This is a genomic window from Sphingobacterium sp. UBA865 (genome assembly GCF_002295765.1).
Classification (GTDB): Bacteria; Bacteroidota; Bacteroidia; order Sphingobacteriales; family Sphingobacteriaceae; genus Sphingobacterium; species Sphingobacterium multivorum.
Window position 1 is genome coordinate 243,437 of record NZ_DBGB01000022.1, and the last position, 24,613, is coordinate 268,049.

21 protein-coding genes are annotated in these 24,613 nt (G+C 41.4%); 8 read left to right on the top strand and 13 right to left on the bottom strand.

The features are described 5' to 3' along the window. The first annotated feature begins 8 nt into the window (after nucleotides 1-8). Genes B2O97_RS12925 through B2O97_RS12935 form a run of 3 tightly spaced genes read left to right on the top strand, consistent with a single transcriptional unit; the run spans nucleotide 9 to nucleotide 2,280 of the window. The gene (locus tag B2O97_RS12925; RefSeq protein ID WP_286767510.1) at nucleotides 9-341 is read left to right on the top strand and encodes a hypothetical protein; all 333 of its coding nucleotides are present in this window, start codon (nucleotides 9-11) and stop codon (nucleotides 339-341) included. A gap of 10 nt (nucleotides 342-351) precedes the next feature. Next, nucleotides 352-630 (top strand): hypothetical protein, encoded by a 279-nt coding sequence (locus B2O97_RS12930; protein ID WP_046672687.1) that lies wholly within the window; start codon nucleotides 352-354, stop codon nucleotides 628-630. A 6-nt stretch (nucleotides 631-636) separates the two neighbouring features. Beyond that, a complete protein-coding gene (locus tag B2O97_RS12935; protein WP_201640017.1) occupies nucleotides 637-2,280 on the top strand; it encodes a PepSY-associated TM helix domain-containing protein in 1,644 nt (547 codons plus the stop codon). A gap of 192 nt (nucleotides 2,281-2,472) precedes the next feature. On the opposite strand, the gene B2O97_RS12940 is transcribed toward B2O97_RS12935, so the two are convergent. Both B2O97_RS12940 and B2O97_RS12945 read right to left on the bottom strand, forming a co-directional pair. Beyond that, the gene (locus tag B2O97_RS12940; RefSeq protein ID WP_201640018.1) at nucleotides 2,473-3,888 is read right to left on the bottom strand and encodes a PLP-dependent aminotransferase family protein; all 1,416 of its coding nucleotides are present in this window, start codon (nucleotides 3,886-3,888) and stop codon (nucleotides 2,473-2,475) included. Nucleotides 3,889-3,890: 2 nt separating this feature from the next. Then, the gene (locus B2O97_RS12945) at nucleotides 3,891-4,262 is read right to left on the bottom strand and encodes a hypothetical protein (protein WP_112375059.1); all 372 of its coding nucleotides are present in this window, start codon (nucleotides 4,260-4,262) and stop codon (nucleotides 3,891-3,893) included. 174 nt (nucleotides 4,263-4,436) lie between these two features. Here B2O97_RS12945 and B2O97_RS12950 point away from each other — a divergent pair, with 174 nt between their 5' ends. Together B2O97_RS12950 and B2O97_RS12955 are read left to right on the top strand one after the other, a co-directional pair. After that, on the top strand, nucleotides 4,437-6,014 hold the full coding sequence (locus B2O97_RS12950) for a Na+/H+ antiporter (RefSeq protein ID WP_286767511.1): 1,578 nt from the start codon (nucleotides 4,437-4,439) through the stop codon (nucleotides 6,012-6,014). A 76-nt stretch (nucleotides 6,015-6,090) separates the two neighbouring features. Further along, nucleotides 6,091-6,729, top strand: coding sequence for an NAD-dependent epimerase/dehydratase family protein (locus B2O97_RS12955; RefSeq protein ID WP_201640019.1), 639 nt, complete (start codon nucleotides 6,091-6,093; stop codon nucleotides 6,727-6,729). Nucleotides 6,730-6,828: 99 nt separating this feature from the next. Here the strand turns inward: B2O97_RS12955 and B2O97_RS12960 are convergent, their stop codons facing one another. Together B2O97_RS12960 and B2O97_RS12965 are read right to left on the bottom strand one after the other, a co-directional pair. Continuing rightward, on the bottom strand, nucleotides 6,829-8,520 hold the full coding sequence (locus tag B2O97_RS12960) for a HEPN domain-containing protein (protein WP_112375057.1): 1,692 nt from the start codon (nucleotides 8,518-8,520) through the stop codon (nucleotides 6,829-6,831). A 43-nt stretch (nucleotides 8,521-8,563) separates the two neighbouring features. Continuing rightward, nucleotides 8,564-9,799, bottom strand: a complete 1,236-nt coding sequence (locus tag B2O97_RS12965) for a hypothetical protein (RefSeq protein WP_286767512.1) — start codon at nucleotides 9,797-9,799, stop codon at nucleotides 8,564-8,566. Between the two features lie 186 nt (nucleotides 9,800-9,985). Between B2O97_RS12965 and B2O97_RS12970 the strand changes: the two genes are divergently transcribed. The 3 genes from B2O97_RS12970 (at nucleotide 9,986) to B2O97_RS12980 (ending at nucleotide 12,248) form a co-directional block, all read left to right on the top strand. Then, on the top strand, nucleotides 9,986-10,402 hold the full coding sequence (locus B2O97_RS12970) for a hypothetical protein (RefSeq protein ID WP_070561335.1): 417 nt from the start codon (nucleotides 9,986-9,988) through the stop codon (nucleotides 10,400-10,402). A 26-nt stretch (nucleotides 10,403-10,428) separates the two neighbouring features. Continuing rightward, nucleotides 10,429-10,809, top strand: a complete 381-nt coding sequence (locus tag B2O97_RS12975; protein ID WP_201640022.1) for a hypothetical protein — start codon at nucleotides 10,429-10,431, stop codon at nucleotides 10,807-10,809. A gap of 218 nt (nucleotides 10,810-11,027) precedes the next feature. Continuing rightward, nucleotides 11,028-12,248 carry a hypothetical protein gene (locus B2O97_RS12980; RefSeq protein WP_286767513.1) on the top strand — a complete coding sequence of 407 codons (1,221 nt, stop codon included), beginning with the start codon at nucleotides 11,028-11,030 and terminating at the stop codon, nucleotides 12,246-12,248. 183 nt (nucleotides 12,249-12,431) lie between these two features. On the opposite strand, the gene lipB is transcribed toward B2O97_RS12980, so the two are convergent. From lipB to B2O97_RS25140, 9 genes are all read right to left on the bottom strand, one after another. Further along, nucleotides 12,432-13,127 (bottom strand): lipoyl(octanoyl) transferase LipB, encoded by a 696-nt coding sequence (gene lipB, locus B2O97_RS12985; protein WP_070561330.1) that lies wholly within the window; start codon nucleotides 13,125-13,127, stop codon nucleotides 12,432-12,434. A gap of 60 nt (nucleotides 13,128-13,187) precedes the next feature. Continuing rightward, a complete protein-coding gene (gene hflX / locus B2O97_RS12990; protein ID WP_046672676.1) occupies nucleotides 13,188-14,378 on the bottom strand; it encodes a GTPase HflX in 1,191 nt (396 codons plus the stop codon). Between the two features lie 510 nt (nucleotides 14,379-14,888). Further along, entirely contained in the window at nucleotides 14,889-16,994 is a 2,106-nt protein-coding gene (gene recG / locus B2O97_RS12995; protein ID WP_159333464.1) for an ATP-dependent DNA helicase RecG, read from the bottom strand. A gap of 65 nt (nucleotides 16,995-17,059) precedes the next feature. Then, nucleotides 17,060-17,485, bottom strand: a complete 426-nt coding sequence (locus B2O97_RS13000; RefSeq protein ID WP_070561326.1) for a hypothetical protein — start codon at nucleotides 17,483-17,485, stop codon at nucleotides 17,060-17,062. Between the two features lie 272 nt (nucleotides 17,486-17,757). After that, a complete protein-coding gene (locus B2O97_RS13005; RefSeq protein WP_286767514.1) occupies nucleotides 17,758-19,428 on the bottom strand; it encodes a RagB/SusD family nutrient uptake outer membrane protein in 1,671 nt (556 codons plus the stop codon). Nucleotides 19,429-19,524: 96 nt separating this feature from the next. Next, nucleotides 19,525-22,584, bottom strand: coding sequence for a SusC/RagA family TonB-linked outer membrane protein (locus tag B2O97_RS13010; RefSeq protein WP_286767515.1), 3,060 nt, complete (start codon nucleotides 22,582-22,584; stop codon nucleotides 19,525-19,527). Nucleotides 22,585-23,016: 432 nt separating this feature from the next. Beyond that, nucleotides 23,017-23,949, bottom strand: coding sequence for an EamA family transporter (locus tag B2O97_RS13015; RefSeq protein ID WP_070561320.1), 933 nt, complete (start codon nucleotides 23,947-23,949; stop codon nucleotides 23,017-23,019). A gap of 3 nt (nucleotides 23,950-23,952) precedes the next feature. Then, the gene (locus B2O97_RS13020; RefSeq protein WP_070561318.1) at nucleotides 23,953-24,339 is read right to left on the bottom strand and encodes a RidA family protein; all 387 of its coding nucleotides are present in this window, start codon (nucleotides 24,337-24,339) and stop codon (nucleotides 23,953-23,955) included. Nucleotides 24,340-24,351: 12 nt separating this feature from the next. After that, a complete protein-coding gene (locus B2O97_RS25140) occupies nucleotides 24,352-24,483 on the bottom strand; it encodes a DUF6728 family protein (RefSeq protein ID WP_312128511.1) in 132 nt (43 codons plus the stop codon). Nucleotides 24,484-24,613 lie beyond the last annotated feature (130 nt).

Below are 24,613 nucleotides of genomic sequence, written 5' to 3' on the forward strand. Positions count from 1 at the left end.
TAGAATCGATGTATAGTACACTGTTAATCGTTATACTCATGGGAGCCTATCTTTTTTACAACAAGAGCAAAAAGGTGAAGTTTGGCCCTAGACCACAATGGCTCGAAAAATTGTGCGCACAAACGAAGTTTGTGCGCACATTGAGCATGCTACTGTTGATCTTTCCATTTATAGCTGTTCTTTATCTGCAAGGCTTTGGAGCAGGTTTTTTTGCTTTTTTTGCCTATTTCATGTGCATGATGTGTCTTGTGGTCCTATTAAATCCTTATCGCTATTTCAAATTATACCCAATTATGGGATTGTATGTATTTAGCCTTTGTGTTGAATTATTGATTTCTTAACCGATTAAATATGCCTGCTAATAAAAAATACCTCAGTACGCCATTTCAGCGATTCCTGAAAATTACAGCCGGATTTATCGGTGGTTATGTCGTCATGATCTCTTTCCACGTGTTGGTCACTCATATTTTTGAGAAAAAGGATGTTGTTGCCACGGCTTGCTTCACGGGCTATCTCCTATGGGCAGTACTGCTCTTATTGGCCTTTCTTGCTAAGAGTGGATGGAAAATATGGGGGATATATTTAGTGTTGGCTGTCCTTTTCTCCCTGCCCTATTTCTTCAAACTGTAAGTCATCATGAATAACCGAAATTATAATATTTACTTCAATACACATACCATTAGCGGCATTATCATCTGCGCCATCCTCTATGTGATATTTTTTGCGGGATCATTTGCATTTTTTAGAAACGAAATCGCTGCCTGGCAGAATAACACGTCGTATAAGACCTATCGCGAAGATCATAAAAACGTTGATCATTTGCTCGACTCACTCAGAGGACAAACAAATTTGCATGGACGCGATATTACCTTTTATATGCACCGGGAAGGGACTTCAGCCTACTTGGGCTTGAGTGCATCCAACGATAGTATACTCAATAAAGAAAACCTGGCGAAGATCACGCCTGAACAAAAAGCTGCAAAAAAGAATAGCCGCAGAAGGGGTGGAGATGATGATTCAAAGAACTTTACCTATAATTTTGCCAATAAAAAGGCTGGAGACTATGTGCAGAATTACGATATGGGCGAGTTTTTATTTCGTTTGCATTTCTTGGCCCAGCTCAATCAGGTGCCGATTCGGGTAGGCATAGCGCCATTTGGTTATCTTATTGCAGGTATTACCGCTTTTATTTTTCTGTTTGCCCTTATTACCGGGTTATTGCTGCATTGGGATAAGATCGTCTCAAATTTCTTTGTGTTCAGACCCTTCAGTAAATGGAAAACGGTATGGACCGATATGCACACCGCATTGGGCGTCATTGGTTTTCCGTTTCAATTTATCTTCGCGGTAACAGGTACGTTCTTGATCATCAATTCAGTACTCGCTTTGCCGCTGAGCAAGTTGTTGTATGATGGTGATCAGCAAAAAATGTATCAGGAGATGGGGGTTAGTGCCGAAACCAATTTTCCTTATACCTACAAACCTTTAAATGCAGACATTAATATCGCTCCATTTTTAGATCTGGCAAAACACAAATGGCCGGAAGCCGATTTTCAGCGTATTACGATCAAAAACTACGCAGACTCCAATATGCATGTTATCATGGAGCTGGAACCGCATTTTAACAAAAGCTTTGCTGGATCGGGGCTGTTGTCTGTGCGAGCGGCCGACAATAAAGTTGTTGCCGAGAAATCACCAGTTAGCGATGCTAGCTATGCAGATGGGGTGCGCAGCATTATATACCGGTTGCATTATGGCGATTATGGAGGCTATCCGCTCAAGATGGTGTACTTTATTTTGGGAGTTATGGGCTGTCTTGTTATTATCTCGGGTATATTGATCTGGTTGGTAGCGCGTGACAAAAACAACGTAATTCCACGAAAACGAAAATTCAATTTCTGGGCGGCCAATATTTTCACGGCAATATGTTTGACGATGTTACCTGTCACTGCATTGACTTTCATTGCTATTAAATTGAGCCCTGAGGTCAATCAGGATTTTATATACCGCGTTTATTTCTATAGCTGGCTCCTATTTTCACTGTATTACATTATCCGGAGAAGCATACGCAGAACCAATCGCGAAACATTGCTGGTTGGAAGCATATTGGCATTTTTTATTCCACTTGCCAATGGTTTTATGACTGGTAACTGGATCTGGGATACCTTCCGCAATGGACAGCGGGATATTTTCGTCGTCGACTTTTTATGGCTGATGATCGGTATAATTGGTGTAATCGCCTATAACAAGACTAAAAAATTCTTTGAGACGATTCGTTAACAAAGATTCTTTTCTCTCTGCGAAGTGTATACACTTTGTTTTTTAATTCCAAGGGTGCTCACAAGGTGCCCTTGGAACGTTTATAGGGTACGGCTTAAATACCTTTAAGGTCAGATCCTGGTAGACAACGCCTCATGGCGCAGAGCAATTCTTATCCAAGGATACCATACTGATGATCGCGGAAATTTCCTCTTACAATACAGCCTTAAAAAATCGGCCGAGGCGCATCAGATCCTGTGCTGTCTTTTCGTTCCAGTCCACAGCATAGTTTAGCCGAATACAGTTCTTAAACTGATCGTGCTGTGTAAACATCCTTCCCGGAGCAAAACTCAACTTTTGCCTGAGCGCATAATCGTATAGCACCGTTGAGTCTATCTTTTTGTCCAGCTCTAACCAAAGTACAAAGCCACCTTCGGGCTGCGACATTTTGGTATTTTCCGGAAAATGGGCCTCAATGCTGTTTCTAAAATTGACATAATTGCTGTACAGTTTTTTTCTGAAGCTATTGAGGTGATGGTCGTACCGGCCGATCTGCAAGAATTTGGAAACAGCTTCCTGGTAAATTGCAGGCTGCGAAATCGTTTGTATGAGCTTTTGTTTTAGGATCTTATCTTTGTATTGCCCGGGCTCAACCCAACCGAGCCGAAAACTTGGGGCTAATACTTTGGTAAATGATCCACACCACATCACCAGTCCCTCTTCGTCAAAATATTTGCATGGCTTGGGGCGTGACGAACCGAAATAGATGTTTCCATATAGGTCGTCTTCAATCAATGGAATATGGTGGTGTGCGAGCAGTTTGACAAGCTCTTTCTTGTGCTCCTCAGGCATGAGTGCGCCCAATGGATTGCTAAAGTTGGTGACAAAACAACAGACATCAATTTTATGAATAACTTTTTTCAGGGCATCCAATTCAATTCCCGTAATAGGGTGGGTCGGAATCTCGATGGTTTTGAGGCCCAGTAGTTGAAAAGCCTGAATAAAGCCAAAGTAAAGGGGGCTTTCTACCGCTATGGTGTCGCCGGGTTTAGTGACGGCACGAAGGCAGCTGTAGATGGCATTCATGGCGCCCGACGTGATAATAAGATCCTCGTCACTTATTTTTCCCTCAAGTACCAATGACCATTTGGCAATTTCTTTCCGTAAGCTCGGACTTCCCTGTACCTGTCCATATTGATCACCGTAATCATGCAGCTCATGAACCGACTCTATAATGCATCGATTAAGTTTCTGAATCGGAAGTAATGATGCACTGGGTAAACCCAGTGAAAAGCGTGTAATTTCCTTGTCTTCCAGGGAGTGGAAAACTTTATCGATCAATGCCGCGGGATCTTGTTTCTTTTCGTCGATTTTGAAGGTAGAAATGGACGGGATAGCCATCCGACGAAGCCCGGATCGGCTAACGAAATAGCCTGATTTGGGGCGTGATTCAATGAGCGATCGACTCTCTAGTTCCATATAGGCACTTTTTGCCGTATTTAAACTTACATTGTATAATTTCTGAGCGCTGCGGACAGAAGGTAAACGATCGCCATAGACCAAGGAACCATTTTTGATCTGGTTTTCAACAATATTGGCTATTTTTTTATATAACAGTTGCTGTTCCATCCTTATGCTAATTTACTGTTTCTGTTTTGATTTAACCAGTTATTATATCGGCGGATTCCTTTTCTGAGCGATTCTTCCGAACCAAATAGGTTCATCAACTGTTGCTCAAAGAAGGATTGCGCTTTGTTCATAAATACGTTGGAAAGCGTATCCGAAATAGGACCGTCGTAGGTCATTTCGACCGACAGTAAATTCTTTCTGCAGAGTATTACAGACGAAAAGGCTTTTAATTGATTGCCTTGGTCGAGCACCAGGAAAGGCATGCTTATGCGTGCTGTATCTACCTGCTTTTTGTTTTGTATTTCTTTGATAAGCGCTAAATCAGAAAGATCCACTTGTCTGATCAGATACGGTTGATGTGCAGTTGTCGCCATAAGAATAAATCTTTTTGCTAATTTAAGAAGGGTACAGGATGCTGTTTAGGTACAGAGTGCCGTTAAAATAGGGGTACAGAAAAAAATTAGGTTGCCCGGTGATTTTTGTAATTTCCATTTGAGATCTTTACACTACGAAAAGGATATCTCCGGATCTATAGATTATGAAGTAGTATGCACAGCTTATTTCCTTTATTTATCGCAATGATTGCGATCATCGTATTGATCGAAATGTGGGCGACCAAACTACGGGTAGCCTATCCCATTCTCTTGGTTCTGGCGGGGCTATTCATTAGTTTTATTCCCACTTTGCCCGTAGTGACGATTGATCCGGACGTCATCTTTCTCATTTTTCTACCGCCCTTGCTTTGCGAGGCTTCTTGGTCAATTTCGTTTAAGGAGATGAAGAAATGGTGGCGTATTATCGGGAGTTTTGCCTTCTTGGTTGTATTCTTTACGGCACTTTCTGTCGCGGTTGTTGCCAATTATTATATACCGGGGTTTACACTAGCGTTGGGCTTTCTGCTGGGAGGCATTGTGTCACCGCCAGATGCTGTCAGCACAGGAGCGATTATGAAATTTGTGAAAGTTCCCAAAGCTACTTCTGCGATCCTGGAAGGCGAAAGCCTATTAAATGATGCTTCTTCCTTGATCATTGTACGTTTTGCTCTTATTGCTGTTGGGACAGGTCAATTTGTATGGGGACAAGCTGCGGTATCCTTTATCTGGATGCTGGTCGGTGGTGTGGGTATTGGCCTGTTATTGGGTTGGTTTTTTATACAGGCACACAAGCGTCTACCGACAGATGCGCCCTCGGATATTGCACTTACCTTGATTGAACCTTACTTTATGTATTGGATCGCAGAGCAATTTCATAGCTCAGGGGTGTTGGCTGTCGTTGCCGGTGGCCTTTTGATGTCCGGTCAGCGGCTGACATTTCTCAATAGTACGAGCCGGGTGCGGGGGCTGAGTGTCTGGGAGAGTTTTGTATTTATCCTGAACGGTATCATATTTTTTATTATTGGATTAGATCTTCCGGAGATTGTTGCGGGTTTGCGGTCCAATGGAACGTCGCTGTTAGAAGCCATCGGGTACGGTCTTTTGGTAACGGGAGTATTGATCCTTGCTCGTATTATCAGCTCGTATGCAGCCATGATTGCTACCCTTATTTTTCGCCCGGGTGTGGCGCCAAGATCGAGATCTACCAAACAGCGTTTTCTAATGCCTCTTTTGTTGGGCTGGACCGGCATGCGTGGTGTGGTGTCATTGGCAGCAGCATTATCCATTCCTGTCGTTATGAATGTTGTGGCTATTCCGCAGCGAAACCTGATCTTATTTATCACCTTTGTCGTGATCTTATCCACGCTCTTGATACAAGGGCTTACCTTGCCCTACTTAATCAGAACGACTAGGCTGTTCGAAACATTTGAAGAAGAGCCCGAAGAGCAGGTCCGTAGTCGCATGAAGCAAGGATTGAAACATCATGTTTACCAATTTCTGAAAGATAGACATGAGAAAGAACTGCACAACCGTGATGTTATGGACCGCATTTTGAAACATTGGGAAGAAAAGGTGAATGCGGCCGATGATTCGTGGATGAATGAAAAAACGAAAGTGATATTTATGGAGCTTTTGGATGTACAAAGGGAGTATCTTCAGAAGCAAAACTGCGAGTCGACTATTGACGAGGGGATTTTTCGTTCGCAGTTATATCAACTGGACTTGGAAGAAGAGCGGTTGCGGCGGATTTAGTCATAGAATTTTATAAATGCCTCAGGGCAATAATGTATTTTTAACTAAAGGTTCCAATGAGGAGCCATGCTGAAATATGAAGGTAATTATAACAGGAGCCACCGGAATGGTTGGCGAAGGCGTTTTGCTGGAATGTCTACAAAATGAAAAGGTAACAGCCGTGCTGAGCATTTCCCGCCGGACTGCTGCCATTCAGCATCCAAAATTAAAGGAACTTTTGGTCGAAGACTTTACTAAACTTTCGCTATTTAGAGATGCGATTGCGGGCTATGATGCCTGCTTTTACTGTGCTGGCGTGAGTTCTGTGGGAATGAAAGAAGACAAGTACCGTTATATTACTTATGATACAACACTAGCTTTTGCAAAGTCCCTGCTGGAAATCAATTCGGAGATCAGTTTTATTTATGTTTCCGGAGGAAGCACCGATAGTACGGAGCAAGGCAAAGTGATGTGGGCTAGGGTTAAGGGTAAAACAGAGAATGATCTTGCCAAATTACCGTTCAAAAAGGAGTATAACTTTAGACCAGGAGCAATGACGACTGTTGCAGGGCAAAAGCATGCCAATCCCTTTGCTTTTGTGGCCAAAATAATCAAATTTTTTGCCCCTTCAGCAGTACTTTCCCTACATGAAGTCGGACGTGCCATGATACATGCCGTGGAAAGAGATAACGTTAAGAATATATTGGAGATTAAAGATATTCGGGCCCTTGCTTGACCGCTTTGTTAAATATTTATGTAGTAATCTGAATAATCCTGATTATTTGCAAATTATTTGACATAATTATAATTGGTTTATTCCTTCATAATCGGCCTTCTATTCAACTTGTTCGACCAGCTGTTGGCTAGAAATTTTCTCGAAATAGCTTTCCATCTCTTGGTTACACCTTTCTATAAACGTTTTTGTGCGTTTTTGCAATTCTATAATTGTTAGTGGATTTCCTTTATAATTTGCATTATATCTAAATTCCTGCTGTGCTTCCGTAATGTTTTTGAAGGCGTTAAGCTGATCTTGATGATCCAAGCAAAAAATGAAGTAGGCATCAGGAACTATCAATTTGCAGAGTTGCATGAGGAAAGTAAGGTTGACCCGTTGCGGTTTGTATTGAAGTACGGTATTGATTACGCCAAGACAAACTTGTTCCAGCGCTTGAGATAGCATAAAATATACTGCCTCTATACTTATTGCCGAGCAGTATTCCTCATAAGGCAAGTATAATGTGCGCGCATTATTATAGCGCGTCTTCCATTGTTGACGTACATAATCTAGATTTAGCTGTGGGGCAACGATGCTTTCCAGATCGATATTGGCCATGGATGTATTTTGCAACCAGATGTCACCTGCTTTCAGGAGTGAAAGAAAAAAGGGATGACCCTTTGAAAACTGTTTGCTGAAAACGGCTGAGTTTTCCAGGGCCAGCGTGAGCGACACATTGTTGGGAAGCATATCCGCAATGAATTGTGTTAAATTATTGAGTTCGCCATTTAAAGTCTCATAAGCAACAAAAATATAGTAGGAATGGGTGATGTGGTCCTTTTTGGCTCTTTGGAGCGCATTATGGTGTCTGTGATAATCAGAGTCATAACCAAAACAAGCAACCAAAGCAGGTGTACAATAACATTCAATTGCATTAAGAATAAGATCCCGAAAATTGGAGTTACAATAATTTTTTTTGTATATATCATTGTTATTTTTGTAATTTTCAACTTCGTTATTACTATTTTGAAGAATGGTTAGTTTTACCCTTATTTCTTCGTAGAGAAGATTGGAATAATCGTATATCCAGTTTAATGTATTGATCGCAATCTGATAGGCTGTTTCTAATACATCTTCATCGATAAAATAATCAAAGTGATATCGATAGTCGATGTAAGCCTTGTTAATTTTCTCCAAAGCTTGTTTTTTTTCGTTATTATCGGCTAGTGTACCGAGGCGATCGTCGAAAGCTCTGAGATAGTTTATATGGTTTTTTAAGGAATGGGACTTCTTATCCTCAACAACGAGGATATTTTCGGATGTTCGAAATGCAAGCTCCAAAGCTTGATGTAGCATGAATGCTGCGTGTGCATAATTTTTATGCTCAAAATAGAAATTGTAGCCATCAATAAAAGATCGAATCTTGCTCTTTTCCTTTTCGATATATGTCCGTGTTTTTTCGATGACTTCGTCACTTTTATTATTGGGTAAGACAAGGGGAATCTCTTGCACAGGATTCTGATAAATGCGGTTTTCAGGTTGGCAAATAAGATAGGCCCGGCCTAAACCTTGATCCACTTTTTGTTGTATTTCGTGCGTGAAGTTCACATTGATATACACATTGGGATAGGAGCCAACAGTTTTGTTTATCAGACTGTTGGCGTCGGAAAATCGAATTCCGGCATTTGAGGTAAGATTGACCTGTAGCATCTGATACTTTTTACCATCGTGGTCAAAAGTCCATTGGTAGATTTCATCGACAGCAACAGCACGAAGGATTGCCTCGATAATAGGGTTAATATCGGTATTCATAATATGGGTTGAATAAATGGCTGTATTTAGTTTTACAAATTTCCTAAGCGATCGCCTTGGTAAATTTTATTTCATCTTTATTGGTAAGGAGATAGCAGAGCTCAATCAATTTTTGAAAGTTGAGGAGGAATTCAGGGATATCCAGATCCCCATAGTATACTGTGCCTTTGTTCAATACGAATCCTCTGTGCATGAGATCTGTAAGGTTGTCGCGCCAATCGAAAATTGGATAGGTAAATAGCATTTTAATGAGATAGTACTCTGGATAACTCGCTTCCAGTAGTGATAGAGCTGTGAAATTTCCAATTGTATTTTTGTCCCGGAATATATAATATAAGGAGACCTCTCGGCGTGGAGTTAATGCTATTTCTGCATCTCTATCAACAAACCAAAAGACTTCCTCGTATAAAATATCTAAGAGTGTTATTGACTGGGTAAATAGCCAAAATCTACTTTCAGGAATATATACTTTGAACGCATTATCCCAGCTTTTAAAGTCCCTCTCTGCTGATATATATAGGCTGTTAATGAATGCTTGCCAGTCCTGTAGATCTTCTCCTCCCAAAATGTTTTTGATTTTTTGGAGGGTCTCGGTCTTTTGTGGACTTTTCTTTATTTCACCTGTCAATGTGTTGATTTTTTCAGATGTTGGAGTTTCTTCCGCTAAATTTTCAGAAATTTCGCTCTTTACATTTTTTTCCTGATAAGATTCAGGGGTATTCGGCAGAATTGCATCTTCATAGATCTTTCCGAGAGCAGCAGCTAGGCGCAGTAGGAATTCTTTTATAGCAAGAATTTCATGACCGTTGTCGCCTAAAAAGCCATTATCTCTGTCTCCTAAACTTATCCATAAATCATCAAGAATGTTGTACCATTGTTGTAAAGACTCATAAGAAAAAAAACGGCTAATGCTGTCTGCTGCAGTATCAATATTGCTTGCCGATGAGTCTGTTGCTAATAGCTGATTCCAGTAGTCTGAAACGCCTTTGTTGAACTTCAGCGGTTGTTCTATTGTTTTTAGTTTACATTTCCTAAAAATAACATAGGCCAATTCCACCTGTTCAATTAATTTTCTAGTGAGATATCCGGTAGAGGAACGTGGTGGGTTCATCTTTGCGTTTGAAGCCGCGTTAATTAGCGTATTTAGGTCCGTTAACCAGTCACGTATGGATGTTTCGCTTTCAAAGAACCCAATGAGATATTTCATCGGATCGTCGATGTTTTCTTGGGTTAAATAGCGAAAATGTTTCGCTTTTAGTTTCTTTTGCGTATTTTTCATCAGATTATATGTTTTAAAGTTGATGAAACTGCTGCTTGGGCTCATAATGATCTGTGCACTGATCTATAGCCCTGTTGGTTTCATTTGTTAGTTTTTGGTGAATGATGTGTTTATAATTATCAATAGTTAAGCTAATTTAAACACTAATTTTCAATTAATCAAATTTTATATTGATAATTATTGATTATGAGTTCTTTTTTAACGAGAATTAAAGTTATTGCAGATCGAGAAGGACTGAGCGTGACAGCCTTTGAAACTGCCGTTGGAGCTAGTAGAGGCGTATTTACACGTGCCTTAACCAACAATACAGATGTACAGGCGAAATGGTTAGTTAGTATTGTTGAAAAATATCCTGCATATTCTTCCGAATGGTTGTTAAAAGGCGAAGGAGAGATGCTAAAGCCCGTTCTTGCTCAGGAAGAAGAAAAGGAGGGTTATGTGACAAATGAAATTGAGGGCGTTACTAATGCCGTTGTCAACTCCTTAAGACAGGTTATATCGTCACAAAATATCACAATTAAATCTCAGGAGAAGACAATTATTTCGTTGGAGCGATTATTGTCAATTCAAGAGCAAGAAATAAAATCGTTAAGAAATAAATAAACAGCCAACATTTAAAAAAGCTATAAGTGAATGTAAAGGAACGTGTGCTGCTGATCGCTGAAACCAAAGGCATCAGTAAGACCGAATTTTTTAAAGATGTGCAACTTTCCTATGCAAACTTTAAGGGAGGGCAGAAAAATACTGCACTCAGTTCAGATGCTATGGTGGCTATATTGTCCAAACATCCTGACATTAGCCCAGCCTGGTTGCTCATGGGTGAAGGGACTATGATGCGAAAGGATGAGAAGGGGGCACTCAGTGCTCTACCTGCCGAAACAGCTCATTTCACTGCCGAAGGTCTTGGTATTTATAAACAGCTGGTTAATGCCTTAGAGCAAACGGTCAAGGCACAGGAAAAAACAATCCTCTCATTGGAAGGTCAGGTAAGTTTATTACAGCGCAAATAGCCACATTGCGTAGTTTAGAAACCAAACAATCTCCTGCCCAAAAAAATACCTGATTCCGGTGATTTCATTGGCCTCCTTTTTGTTTTAATTTCGTTATTGCAACGGTGCGTGTTTGACCGGTAGCCAGGAAAAGTTTCTGTTGCATTTATTGATGTCTCGTTCCCTGCTGTTGATCGCAATGGAGCGACCACTGGTCATGTATTCAAAGAATTAATTTTATGCCAAAAAAAGGATTACTCATACTCTGCTTTTTTGTTAGTTGGTTTGTGCATCACGCAGTAGCACAGCCAGCGGGTCAACGGCCACTTTATACCTCAACATGGGGGCACCTTTTCCGTGAAGCAGGAAATAATAAAGACCTCTTGGGAGTTTTTCCAACAGAGGCACCTGTGTATCTGTTGGATTCCACCAATACGCAGTACAAAGTGCAGGTGAATAATGGGGATATCGGTTTTATAGACCGTCAGCCTCTGAAAAGTGCCATGGATGGAAAAAGGTCTGCCAGAGAGCCACAACAATATTTCTATCGCGGAACCGAAGGCGCTCAATGCCCACATTTCTATGTACAGGTCTCGCAATTGCGCGTGCGTAAGGCACCCAATACCACAAGTACCGCTGTGCGTAGGGCGGGGCTCAATGAAATGGTATGTATCGATTATGTGCCGCTCTACACAGATGGATGGGTCTACATCGGAGACCACTTCCATGAAAATCCGGAGTACATTCAGATGAAATTTTTGGGTGCTGAGTTAAGCTATGACAAGGTCCTTAAAGAATATTTGGCTGTCAAAGGGAAGGACCAGGAGGAAGAACTGATACAGGCAGGCCGTCTACGTGAAATCGGCTGGACGAAGTATTCCAAGTTAAAACAGGCGCTTACCTATTGGAAGGAATCTTACGACAAAGCGGGAAAAGTGGACCCCAAGGTTGATATCGATTTTGAACTGTTAATGGCCGATAAATTTCAACATGAGTTCCAGTCCGAAGTGTACACAAAGAAACTGAAGGCCTTAAACTTCCATTTCGAATGGAAAGGAGTGTCTTTATTTGATGGTAAAATCACAGATGGACAAATGAAGCAACTGGCGCTGCAGGGGGTTACCGAAATCCCCGATATGCCCGAATGTGGCTGGGAGCCGCAGTATTATTATAAAACACCGAATATGATCGTTGCCTTTGAAGAAAATTATAAAGGCAAAGTGGTCGGAACCTTGTATAAGCTATTTTTTAGTGCGGGTGAAGCTATTGTGTTGGGGGACCAGCGGATGGATGCCAATTATGCGGAAAGAGACTTTGTAAACCACTTTGGTGAACTGCTTTCGGCAGACTGGATTTCAACGCCACATACTTTCTATATTCAAAATGGCGATGCAGGATTATTTATTTTCAGATTTGTTGATGGGAAACTCGCCAGCTATGAGTGTATGTATTATTGTTGATATTCGGAAATAGCGTCGGGGTCACGTAAAGACCTCCAAGTGTCTGAAAATGTCCCTCGTTTGTGTCTTTAGTAGGGGTTTTATTAACCATGAGGAACAGGGATGCTCAAAAAAGTAAGGCCCTTTGAAAGGAGATTAAAATTCCGCTTTCAAAGGGCCTTTGTATGTTATTGAAAACTTAAATTACACTATTTGCATTTCAAAGAGTTGGGCAATATGGCCTTTAAGTTTCCCTTTCACGTCTTCCATATCAACTTCTTTGCCAAGCTCCCGTTTTAAAGACGTTACATCCTTATCGTCGATGCCGCAAGGAATGATGTTGCCGAAATAATCAAGATCTGTATTGACATTGAATGCGAAGCCATGCATGGTCACCCAGCGTGAAGCACGCACGCCCATTGCACAGATCTTGCGTGCAGTTGGTTTATCCGGTTCTATCCATACTCCCGTAAACCCGGGATATCTCCCTGCTTCGATACCATAATCCGCACAGGTCAATATGATAGCTTCTTCCAGTGTACGCAGATACAGATGGATATCCGTAAAGAAGTTGTCGAGATCCAGTATCGGATAACCGACAATCTGTCCAGGACCATGATAGGTAATGTCGCCACCACGGTTGATCTTGTAGAATTTGGCCTCTTTCTCTTCCAGTCCTTTCTCATCTAGGAGCAGGTATTCCTCGTGCCCGCTTTTCCCTAAGGTGTAAACATGGGGATGTGCTGTAAAGATCAAGTAATTTGGGGTATTTGCTGCTGTTGCATTGACTCTATTGTCATGTTTGATGTCCAATACGCCCTTAAAGATGGATTCTTGTCTGTCCCAGGCTTCCTGATAATCGACAAGGCCCCAATCTTGAAACTGCACCTCTTTGTTCATTTCGTATTTTATTAAGCTGTGAACAGGTATAAGGCCCGTTCACAGCATTGTTTGTCAAAATTAATACAATAAGTTATTGTAAGGGTAGCGTTCATTGTGCATTTTCACAATAATATCGTAAAGTTTTTGTTTGAACTCTTCGATATTCGTTTTATTCGTTGCTGATAGAAAGATTGCTGGATCAGAATTTTTTGCCATCCAGGAATTACGAAAATCATCCAACGTGACCTCGATTTCCTCACCATCGTGTCCTTCTTCGACGGCCGGTTTATAAAGGTCAATTTTGTTGAACACTGTAATCACCGGTTTGTCAAGTGCTTTAAGATCCTTCAATGTTTCGTTTACCGCCTGGATATGATCTTCAAAATTCGGATGCGAGATGTCGACCACATGGATCAGGACATCGGCTTCCCGAACTTCATCCAATGTGGATTTGAAACATTCCACCAAATGGTGCGGTAGTTTGCGGATAAAACCAACGGTATCTGAAAGCAAAAAAGGAAGGTTGTCGATCACAACTTTACGTACCGTCGTATCCAATGTTGCGAAAAGTTTATTCTCGATCAGTACATCAGACTTGGAGATCATATTCATGATCGTTGATTTTCCGACATTGGTGTAACCTACCAAAGCTACACGGATCATCTCGCCACGGTTTTTTCGTTGTGTCTCGTTTTGCTTGTCGATTGCTTTTAGGCGTTCTTTGAACAGGGAAATCTTGTCCAGGATGATCCGTCTATCGGTCTCGATCTGTGACTCACCCGGACCACGCATACCAATACCCCCGCGCTGACGTTCCAAGTGGGTCCACATACGGGTCAGACGCGGTAATAGATATTGCAGCTGTGCCAATTCGACCTGTGTCTTTGCCTGTGCAGTTTTGGCATGTCGGGCAAAGATGTCCAGGATAAGGTTGGAGCGGTCCAATATCTTGCGTTTCAATTCTTTCTCAATATTACGCAGCTGCGAAGGTGAAAGCTCATCGTCGAAAACAACGATGTCAATTTCCTCCGCTTCAACGTATGCTTTTATTTCTTCCAGCTTTCCACTGCCGACAAATGTAGCGCGATCTGGGAAGCCCAGTTTCTGTGTAAACATGCCTTTGGTCTCGCCACCGGCAGTCTGTACCAAAAATTCAAGTTCCTCCAAATATTCCTTTGCTTTTGTCTCCGTCACACTTGGCGTGATCACACTCACCAAGACGGCTGTTTCGGGTTTTATTGCTGTATCGTGTATTTTAATTCTGGCCATTTTGTACTATTAAGTCTTTCAAGTGAAGTAGGGAGGTCATTAAGCTTTGCAATGTATGCTATTGCCTACCTCTTGTTATACGTTCACTTTTTAAATTATTTTCAATGAGCTTGTAAGCCCGGTTTTTGTTTGAAAAGGTAAATTTAAGAATTTATGCGTTTGTACACCACACAAGACTGATGCCGATTATGACATAATTCTCCATTAACCAATAAATTTCCTGTGATTTGCTTACCAGGGCAACTCAAAATATGTAAGCGTTCGGTCGCCATCTTTTGCCTAGTAAAAGAAGGGATATTTTTCTATATCATGTTCATAGTGATGCAAAAGTAAATAAATTTGGTTTTATATACAAAAAAGATAAATTGTCTTCAAGAACTAATAAAAACAATTCGTATCCTATTTATGTTGACGAGTGGCCTTTAGATCCCAATGCGCTCTATTTATTCACTTAAACACGTTATCGATTTATTTGCTGGCCCCGCTTTTTATTTCGAAAATGACATGCGATTAAGAAATCTTGTCCCAGGCAATGCCATCTGATTTTCTGGCGAGGAAGCTTCGCAGCAACTGATTCTTTTCGCTTTGTAGCGTTGGGTCTTCTTTGAAGATAGCAATGACCGTGTTGCGGCATTCTGTAAGCAATGCCTGATCTGTCGCCAGATTCGCCATCTTGAGGTCAAGTACACCCGATTGTTGCGTGCCGGAGATGTCGCCCGGGCCACGTAACTGTAGATCGACTTCTGCAATTTCAAATCCGTCATTGGTACGCACCATGGTATCCAGCCTTAATCGTCCTTCTTTGCTCAGCTTATTGCCCGACATCAGAATACAGAAAGACTGTTCAGCACCACGGCCTACACGGCCACGTAATTGATGCAGCTGGGATAGTCCAAATCGTTCGGAATTTTCAATGACCATCACCGATGCATTGGGAACATTAACGCCCACCTCGATAACGGTAGTGGCAACCATAATCTGTGTTTCGTGTTTGACAAAGCGCTGCATCTCAAAGTCCTTGTCCTTTACAGGCATCTTGCCATGAACAATACTGATCTTGTATTGTGGTAATGGAAATTCACGTTGTAAGTTCTCCAAACCTGCTTCAAGGTAGATCAGGTCCAGTTTTTCGCTTTCCTTGATGAGGGGATATACCACATAGACCTGTCTTCCCTTGGCGATCTCCTCACGCATAAAACCAAACATCCGTAAACGGGAGCTTTCAAAAAAGTGAACAGTCTTAATCGGTTTACGCCCAGCAGGTAATTCGTCAATTACAGAGATGTCCAAGTCGCCATACATGGTCATGGCCAATGTGCGTGGAATTGGTGTCGCTGTCATGACCAACATATGCGGTGGAATGACATTCTTGCGCCAGAGTTTGGCCCGTTGTTCCACGCCAAAGCGGTGTTGTTCGTCAATAACAACGAAGCCCAGGTTCTTGAACTGTACCTTATCCTCGATCAGGGCGTGGGTGCCAATTAAAATATCTAAGCTGCCATCTTCCAGTGCCTGGTGGATCAAACGGCGTTCCTTTGTGCTTGTGGATCCTGTAAGTAGCTTGATATTGACGATGTCATCGCCCACGAGCTGCTTTAGTCCATGATAATGCTGTGTCGCCAGGATTTCTGTAGGAGCCATCATACAGGCCTGAAATCCATTGTCGACAGCAAGCAGCATGCTCATGAGGGCAACAACTGTTTTCCCGGAACCTACATCGCCCTGTACCAGGCGGTTCATCTGCGCACCTGTATTGGTATCTATGCGGATTTCCTTTACAACGCGTTTCTGCGCTCCTGTTAAAGGAAATGGAAGGCGCTCGTTAAAGAACGTGTTGAATTTTTCACCGACTTTATTGAACCGCTGGCCTCTAAATTTCTGTGTGTTGAGCTGCTTGTTGTTGAGCAGCTTCAGCTGAATAAAAAATAGCTCTTCAAATTTGATGCGTTTGATGGCCTGGTTCAGCTCCTTTTGATCGCTTGGAAAATGGATGGAAGCAAAAGCCTGTTGCCTGGAAATGAGACCATGTTTAGCAAGCACATCCTGGGGAAGCGATTCGTCAATACTACGGAATACGGTTTCCAATGCAGTCTGTTGTAAGCGTTGGATTCCCTTGGTATCCAGATTAAACTTTTTGAGTTTTTCTGTCGATGAATAAACCGGCTGTAAACTCATATTGCCGATCTGTTTTACCTGCGGGTTATACAGATCCATTTCGGGATGGGTAATGGATAGCTGGCCATTGAATTCGCTCGGCTTGCCATATATAATATAGGCGGATCCGACTTTCAATGATTTTTGAAGCCAGGGGATGGACTGAAACCAGACCAGTTCCATGGAGCCGGTCTCATCTTTGAATGAGCCAACAAGACGTTTCGTTCTCTTTTCGCCCACGAGCTGTAAAGAAACCAGACGGCCCAGCACCTGTGCAGCCATCATATCGGGATGAAGTTTCCGGATTTTATGAAACTCCGTACGGTCGATATAACGGAAAGGGTATTGTGTCAATAGATCGCCAATGGTAAATACCTGTAGCTCTTTTTTGAGTACATCTGCTTTTTGTGGACCTACACCTTTGAGGTATTCTATCGGGGTAATTAAACGTAATTCAGCCATTCTTCTTGATGGCTAAATTACGAAAAATTTATGCGTTTATGGAGCTGTTTCTTAGGCTCGAGTAACTATTTTGAAGCGGATTCTTCATATTTAATGTCCGCTTTTCCTTCTTTACAGATCACGCCCAATGGTTTGCGATAAGATATACAATTTATTTTGGGCGCCATCATTGGTTGGTATATTTCCATTAGTCGGTTGTTGTCATTGATCATGTTTTGCAAGGTTGTTTTGTCAACGGATTTATGATAGGGGAGGTAACTTGTTCCACATACTGTCCGTATTTCTATCATTTCCCATTCTGTGGCATCACTACATGCTTTAGGGCTCGCAAAGGCAATGATTTTACTGTATTTTTCATCGGATAGGGATTCGAGTTCCTTTTCTGTTTTGTCCTTGTAGGGATTTTCTAAATGTGATTCTGATTTACAAACAACAAATAGCATGCAACATGCCAGGAGGGTGATAAAACCCAGGATTGAGAGATTTTTCATAATATTCTTCTTGGTTTTTTTAATTGAACGGGTAATTCTTTATCTCTGCTACAGGAACTTTCTATTAAGTTTTTGTTAAGAGAAATTTGATTTTGAAATCTTTTGTGGTTGATTTCTGTTGTATTGTAGGTTTAAAACAACATTATTTAGTTGACTTTGTAATATAGTTACAACAATCTGGAAACTTTGATTAACTTTCAAGACATCATAAAAAAGGGGCAATCCAGTTATGGATTGCCCCTTTTTGAGATTTATCTCGGCTAATCTCTCGATTAGAAATTACCCTTATTTACATCCCACCAAAGTCTGGTACCGCCGTTGTCAGGTCCGCCCAACAAGGAGATTGCAGATTGTACTTCAGGTGCATTTGTATTGTATTCATTTTGTGGGAACGGTAAACGACGGATCTGTATTTTAGTATCGATCAGTCCACCGCTATTGTTGACCACAACAGGGAATAGACGCGGATATCCTGTACGGCGGAATTCACTCCAGGCCTCTTGTCCTTCAGGGAAGATCGCCAACCATTTTTGCGTAATGATACGTTCCAATTTTTCTTCGTTGGTAGCGCCCTCATTCCATTTGATGGTCAGTGCGCTAGGTGAAGCTGCGTTATTCTTCGCGTTGAAAGGATCCTCGTAAGCCGCTGCCTTACTTGTATTATCATTGAGATAAGTGCTTAACCCAGCTGATACACCCCATTGTGTAAAGGACGTTTCCACTCCTTTTTCATAAAGTGATTGCGCTGTTCCCCCAGCATTGTTCCAACCTCTCAATGCTGCTTCGGCACGGAGGAAGTAAACCTCAGCAGCAGTCATTAATATCGGTGCTGTAGTCGCTACGAAAGTTGGCGTTGTACCTTCAGTATTCAATGCGGATAGCTTTTGGTATTTATCCTTTTCGATGCCGTCTGCTCCTGCACGGATTCCGATATATTTTCCCGCGAAAGCTGTTGTTGTTGCGTCTTTAATAACGGGAGACATATACTTAGAGATACGAGGGTCGTTCAATCCGGTCATATAAGACGAAAGTGTCGCATTGATACGCGTGTCAGCCCAGTTTTTGGAAATAAACCAAAGTGGGTTGCTGTAGGTTCCGTCTGCTGGTACAGTGATCTTGAAGTTTTCGCTATTACTTTCCAATACACCGCCATTTGCTGGATCCAATGCTTTTTCAGCTTGTGTTTTTGCTAAAGTTGCATCGATTTTAACCAAACGCATCGCTAAACGAAGACGTAACGAATTGGCGATTTTTAGCCAATTTTTAAATCTGACCTGATTATCGGTATTCGGAAATACCAAATCGATCTGGTCTATTTTAGCAGCCATTGGGCTATCCGCTTTGTATGATTTTAATGCTGTTACAGCCTCATCGAGCTCTTTGAAGAAAGCAGCATATACATCGGATTGTTTGTCGTATGGAACAGTATTGGAGGTGCCTACTTTACTATAGGGGATAGGACCATAGATATCTGTCACTCGGCTGGCAGCTTCTACTTTGATCACCAAAGCCGAACCCCATAATGCAGGGTAAGTCTCTGCAAGTCCATTGCTTTTTAGCTTTTCAATAGATTTAATAACATTCAAATAGAGTACTTTAAATGGTTCTCCATTCCATCCATTTACCATGGCGTAATTCAGGTTGTTCTGCCCGCTATTAAACGGAGTAGGAGACATGAAGAAACCTGAAAATACATCCGCATTTAGATTCTGTTGTACCTGATAGGAATTGGGATCGCCCGCGCCCGAGAAATTGTAAATAGACATCTGTGCATTTCGCAAGAAAATGACAAGATCTTGGCCATCACCTTTTAAATCCTCATCCGTAACGCCAATGTTATTTTTGTTATAGTCCTCAAAATTCTTGGTACAACTACTTAAGGTGCCGCCAAGCATTAAAAAAGCGAGTGAGAACTTGGATATGTTTTTTATGTTAAATTTCATCTTTTAATCGTTTGTATTTTAAGACTATATAAAATATCCTCGTCATTTTTACCGATATATGTGTTTTTTAACGAGGGATATTTCATTGTTGGTCGTTTAGAAAGTCGCATTTAGTGTAAGACCATAATTACGTGTTGCCGGCATCATAAAGATATCCACCCCACTTAAGGAATTACCTGTAGACATCGTTACTTCAGGATCGAATGGAGCCTTTTTCGAAATATAGAATAGGTTTCTTCCTACAGCATTTACGCGAAGTTTTTTGAAGAAACTGTCTTTAATATTGAAGTCATAACCGAAAGTCAATTCACGCAACCGCACAACCGTTCCGTCGTAAATATATTGGCTGCTAACCGGACCCATACCAGCCGTGGAAGTGTACCATTTTTCGGCGTCCACTGTTGTTACGGCTTTACCGCTTGGTGTAACCCCATTGATGCTAACACCGCCATTGGCACGGGCGTCGCCACTCGCTTTCGAGACACCGTAACCGTCAAGCAACGCTTGCGTCACGGACATCACTTCGTAGTCAAATTTACCATCGATCAGGAAGCTTAAGTTGAAATTTTTATAATTGAAACTGTTGTTCCAGCCCATTTGCCAAATTGGGTTTGAATTCCCAAGTTTGGTATAGGTGTTGTTTTTCTGCGGAATACCGTCCTCGGAAATAAGAATCCTTCCTTGGTCGTCACGTATAAAATCTTGACCATAGATGTCTCCGAAAGAACCACCTACTTGCAATTTAGATGCAAAATTATTACGTCCCTCACCTGTTAGGGTAAATTCAGAAATACCGTCAGCAAGTTTTACAATTTTGTTTTTATTATACGTAAAGTTGAGGCTGGTTGTCCATTTAAAATTGTCATTTCTGATCGCATCCAATGATACCAATGCTTCTACCCCTTGATTTTGAATGTCGCCGGCATTAACTGCATACATGTTGTTGAGGGATGCATTTCCAGCTGCAATTTTGAAAAACTGATTGGTAGTGTTTGTTTTGTAATAAGTAACATCCACATTCAAACGGTTATTCCACATGCGCCATTCCGTACCGATCTCCAAGGAAGCCGTTTTTTCTGGTTTTAATTCCTTCAAAAAGGCAATATCATTCACGGTTAGTACCGCATATGGGTCTACCCGGTTGGTAAGCAAGGTAGTGTAAGGAGGAAGATCATTTCCGACTTTTGCGTATGAACCCCGAATTTTGGCCATATTCACAAATTCAGGTAGATTAAGCTTGTCGTTCAAGACGATGCCCAAACCGACCGATGGATAAGCGTATGGGTTTTGTGGTGTATAGGCCAATGTGCTCGACCAATCCCAACGTGAAGTCAGATCCAAATAAATCCAGTTGTCATAGGCTAAGTTAGCCGATGCAAATACCGATTGCAATTGTCTTCGGTTTGCAGACAATGTCGAAGTGACCGGAGTTGTCGTATTTTGGATAAAGAACTGATTGGGAACTTTGAGTCCATCTTTGCCGCTGGTAAAATCTGTACCTTCTGTTTTCCAGTCGGTGATACTCGTTCCAACCAATCCTGTAATTTGTAATTTATCGCCAATATTAAAGTTCATGTTGGCCGTTAAATCACCGTATTGTTGGGTGATCGTGGTATTGGTATAGCTATAAGCTCCATTTTCACGCGCTAAAATGTGCTGTGTGCCGGCATAAGCTTTCCGGTCCCATACTTCGCTGGTACGGTCTACACTACCGCGGGCCTGCACGCTGATCCAAGGTGCAATTTTGTATTTCGCACTACCATTCAAGAGCAAACGATTACGTGTTGAACGTGTTGAATTACGGTTCATAATCCACCAAGGATTTTGTTGGGTGGTTTCGTCGTCCGAAAGTGTAAACCAGTTTTGATCATAAAGATTACGGCCTGTGTTGAACGTTTCGAAATTTTTATAATCCGCAATATTTAAGCTGCGAGGTAATAGGTAGGTTCCAACCAATGGATTATAATAGAAACCTGAAGTAGGTGCATTATCTAATTTTTGCGTAATGTAATTGGCACTTCCTTCAACGGTCAGCTTATTATCAAAGAATGAAGCACTTTCCTTGAGATTGAAGTTGTGACGCATCAGGTCATTTTCTGGAAGAATACCTTTTGCAAGGGTATTGGCATAAGAAAAATACGTTTGGTTTTTCTCGTTACCACCTGACAAAGTCAATGAATTGGTGAAGTTGCTACCCGTACGGAAAAATTCACCTAAGTTATCATAGTCGGCACCATTGGTTTTGTCGCCCCAGCTAAATACACTGGTGTTACTGTTTTTGCCACCTGAACCTTGACCATATTGGCTTTGGAATTTAGGTGTCGATACAGCCTGTTCGATCTGTGCACTTGAGGAGAAGTTGATCGTTGTGCGGCCTTGTTTACCTGATTTCGTTGTTACCAAGATAACGCCGTTGGCCGCTTGGCTACCATATAATGCCGCCGCGGATGCTCCTTTTAATACGGAGATATTTTCGATGTCTTCTGGGTTGATCAATGAAATAGGGTCGCCACCATCACGTTGTCCGCCGAAAACGTTGTCTGGCTGGCTTGCTAATGTCTGATTGTTGATCGGAACACCATCGACAACATAAAGTACTTGATTGTTCCCAGAAGCCGATTTGTTACCACGCAAAATAACTTTTGCTGAACCACCTGGTCCAGAAGAGCTGGAAGCAATGTTAACACCTGCAACTTTACCGTTTAAATTATTCGCCAAGTTGGTGCTTTTAACTTTGTTTAATTCGTCACCACTGACCTGTTGTGTAGAGTATGTTAATGATTTTTGTGCACGGCTAATACCCAAAGCAGTAACGACCACGCTTTCCAGTTGCTGTGTCTGTTCGTCCAGACTTACCGTCACTGTCGTTTCGCCAGGACCAAGAGTTACCGTTTTGTTTTCATAGCCGACCGTACTGATGTTTAATATGCGGTTTCTGTCATCGACATTGATCTGGAATGCACCTTTAACGTCCGTAGAACTTGCGTTGGAAGTGCCCAATACTTTGATCGTGGCACCTGGAATAGGAGCTTTGGTTTTAGCGTCTACAACCGTTCCCTTAATCTGGTTGGTTTGCGCGTGCAATAAAGATGCTGAAAAAAGCATTGTTGGAACAATACCTAACACCCTTAATGTAGAGTATAATTTGTTATTCATATAGTATATGTGTTATATTCAGTTTTTATATACATATTTTCATAACGGTGAAATTTCTAATGAAATGGGCTAATTCCATTTAGCATTTTTGGTTAGAAGAGGGGGATATTGAATAATCGGGGGGCGAAATAAGTGATTATTTATAATAGTATAAGCTATTCAATACCTAGTTATAGGAAGAAAGAGCGGTGTGATTTCCCTTAATAAAAATCTAATTTACTATAGTTGAGCAAAAATCAAAAATTTTATGAAACAAAAATGATACATGTCGGAAGGTTTTTTGGTGTAATTTGCTTGTAGTCACTGAAATGTGCGGTTTGTCATTTTTTTGAACAGCGATAGTGATTTTGTCTTTCACGATAAGAAAGATGTGCCCTATGTGATTTCAGACCATGTACTTGACTAAAAAGCTATTGCCGGATATGCGTTGATCTATCGTTTAGCATGTACCCTTGATATGGAAAAAGCCTCTTTGATGTTTTTGATATTAAATAAGATAATTGCGAGGAGTATAATTCCATATGCAACATACTTAATTGGTGAAACAGGTTCTTGAAAATAAGTTACTGCTAAAGTAAATGCGATCAGTGGGTTAATATAGAGGAGAACACCGGTTGTTGTCGATGAAATACCAATGAGTGCATACATGCTCAGGAAAAGGGGGATGATCGTGAATAAAGACGCGATAAGAAATATTGTGCCCCAAAACAGAGGTTCAGCAGGGATTGCATGATGATTATAGATCAGTTTAGGGATTACAAACAAGGCACATATACTGAGCTGGACGACCAATTGGTGGAGTTTGTCAAACCCGGTGGAAACCCATTGCACAATTAGATAGAAAGCGTAACAGGTGGCAATGGTAGCCGCCCAGAGGACATCGTTTAACGAGCCATTAGCCAGCAGGCAGACGCTGCCGAAAGCAATAAAAAGCGCTATTTTTTGCCAAAGGGTCAATTGTTCCCTGAGTATGATATAGGCTCCAGCTGCGGTGATGAGTGGGCAGGTCAGGTAAGCCAATGCGGCAGACTGGATGCTGATATGGTTGACGGCATAGATATAGGTAAACCAATTTCCAAAGATTAATCCCGAGGCCAGCAGGGTAAGGCAGATCTGACGAAGCTTGCCCGTCCGAGGTAGGAGCCGGAACTTATGGATATCAGCAGTCATGGTTTTTCTGCGGAAAAGCAAAAGATAAATCCAGAGTACCAGGAGCGCAGTGATTATTCTAAAATACAGAATATCTTCGGCAGGATAATCCCTTATCCACCGTACGGGGATAGACATAAATCCCCAGATAAAAGGGGCCAAAAAAGCCGCGAAAAGATATTTTCCGCGGCTTGCTGTTTCGTTGCTGTTTTCCACGGACTAATCTTTCCAGGCAATGACCGAAATCTCGACATTTACATTCTTGGGAAGGGTTTTTACCGCAACACACTCACGTGCTGGTTGCGCTTCTTTAAAATATTCTGCATAGACTTCATTGACTAAGACAAAATTACCCATATCGCTCAGAAAAATGGAGGCCTTGACAACATCCTCAAAAGTATAGCCAGCATTTGTCAGAATAGCTTCTATATTTTTCAGTACCTGATGTGTTTCGTCTTTTACACCTGATGAAATTAACTCCATTGATTCTGGGATCAGAGGAATTTGTCCAGAGACGTATAATGTATTACCGGCTTTGATTGCCTGGTTATAGGGGCCAATTGCTGCAGGAGCGTTGTCGGTATTTAAGATTTCTTTTTTTGACATGGATTACAGTGTTTAGGAGGTAAAAAATATTTTGTAGATCAGGCCCAATAAAAAGACAATAATGGCCGTTGCATTAATGATATGCATCGCTTTTATGCTTCCATTTGTCGGGCGATCTGCGTTACGCTTTCTAAAAAAGTACATGGAACTAAGTTACAACAGTAAATTAGAAAGTTAAAATGAAAAGATCAAAAACTTTGAAAGGTTTTCTGTTGAGCTGTGAAACAAAATCTTGTACAAATGGCTGAGATTTTTTGAATATTAGTAAATTGGT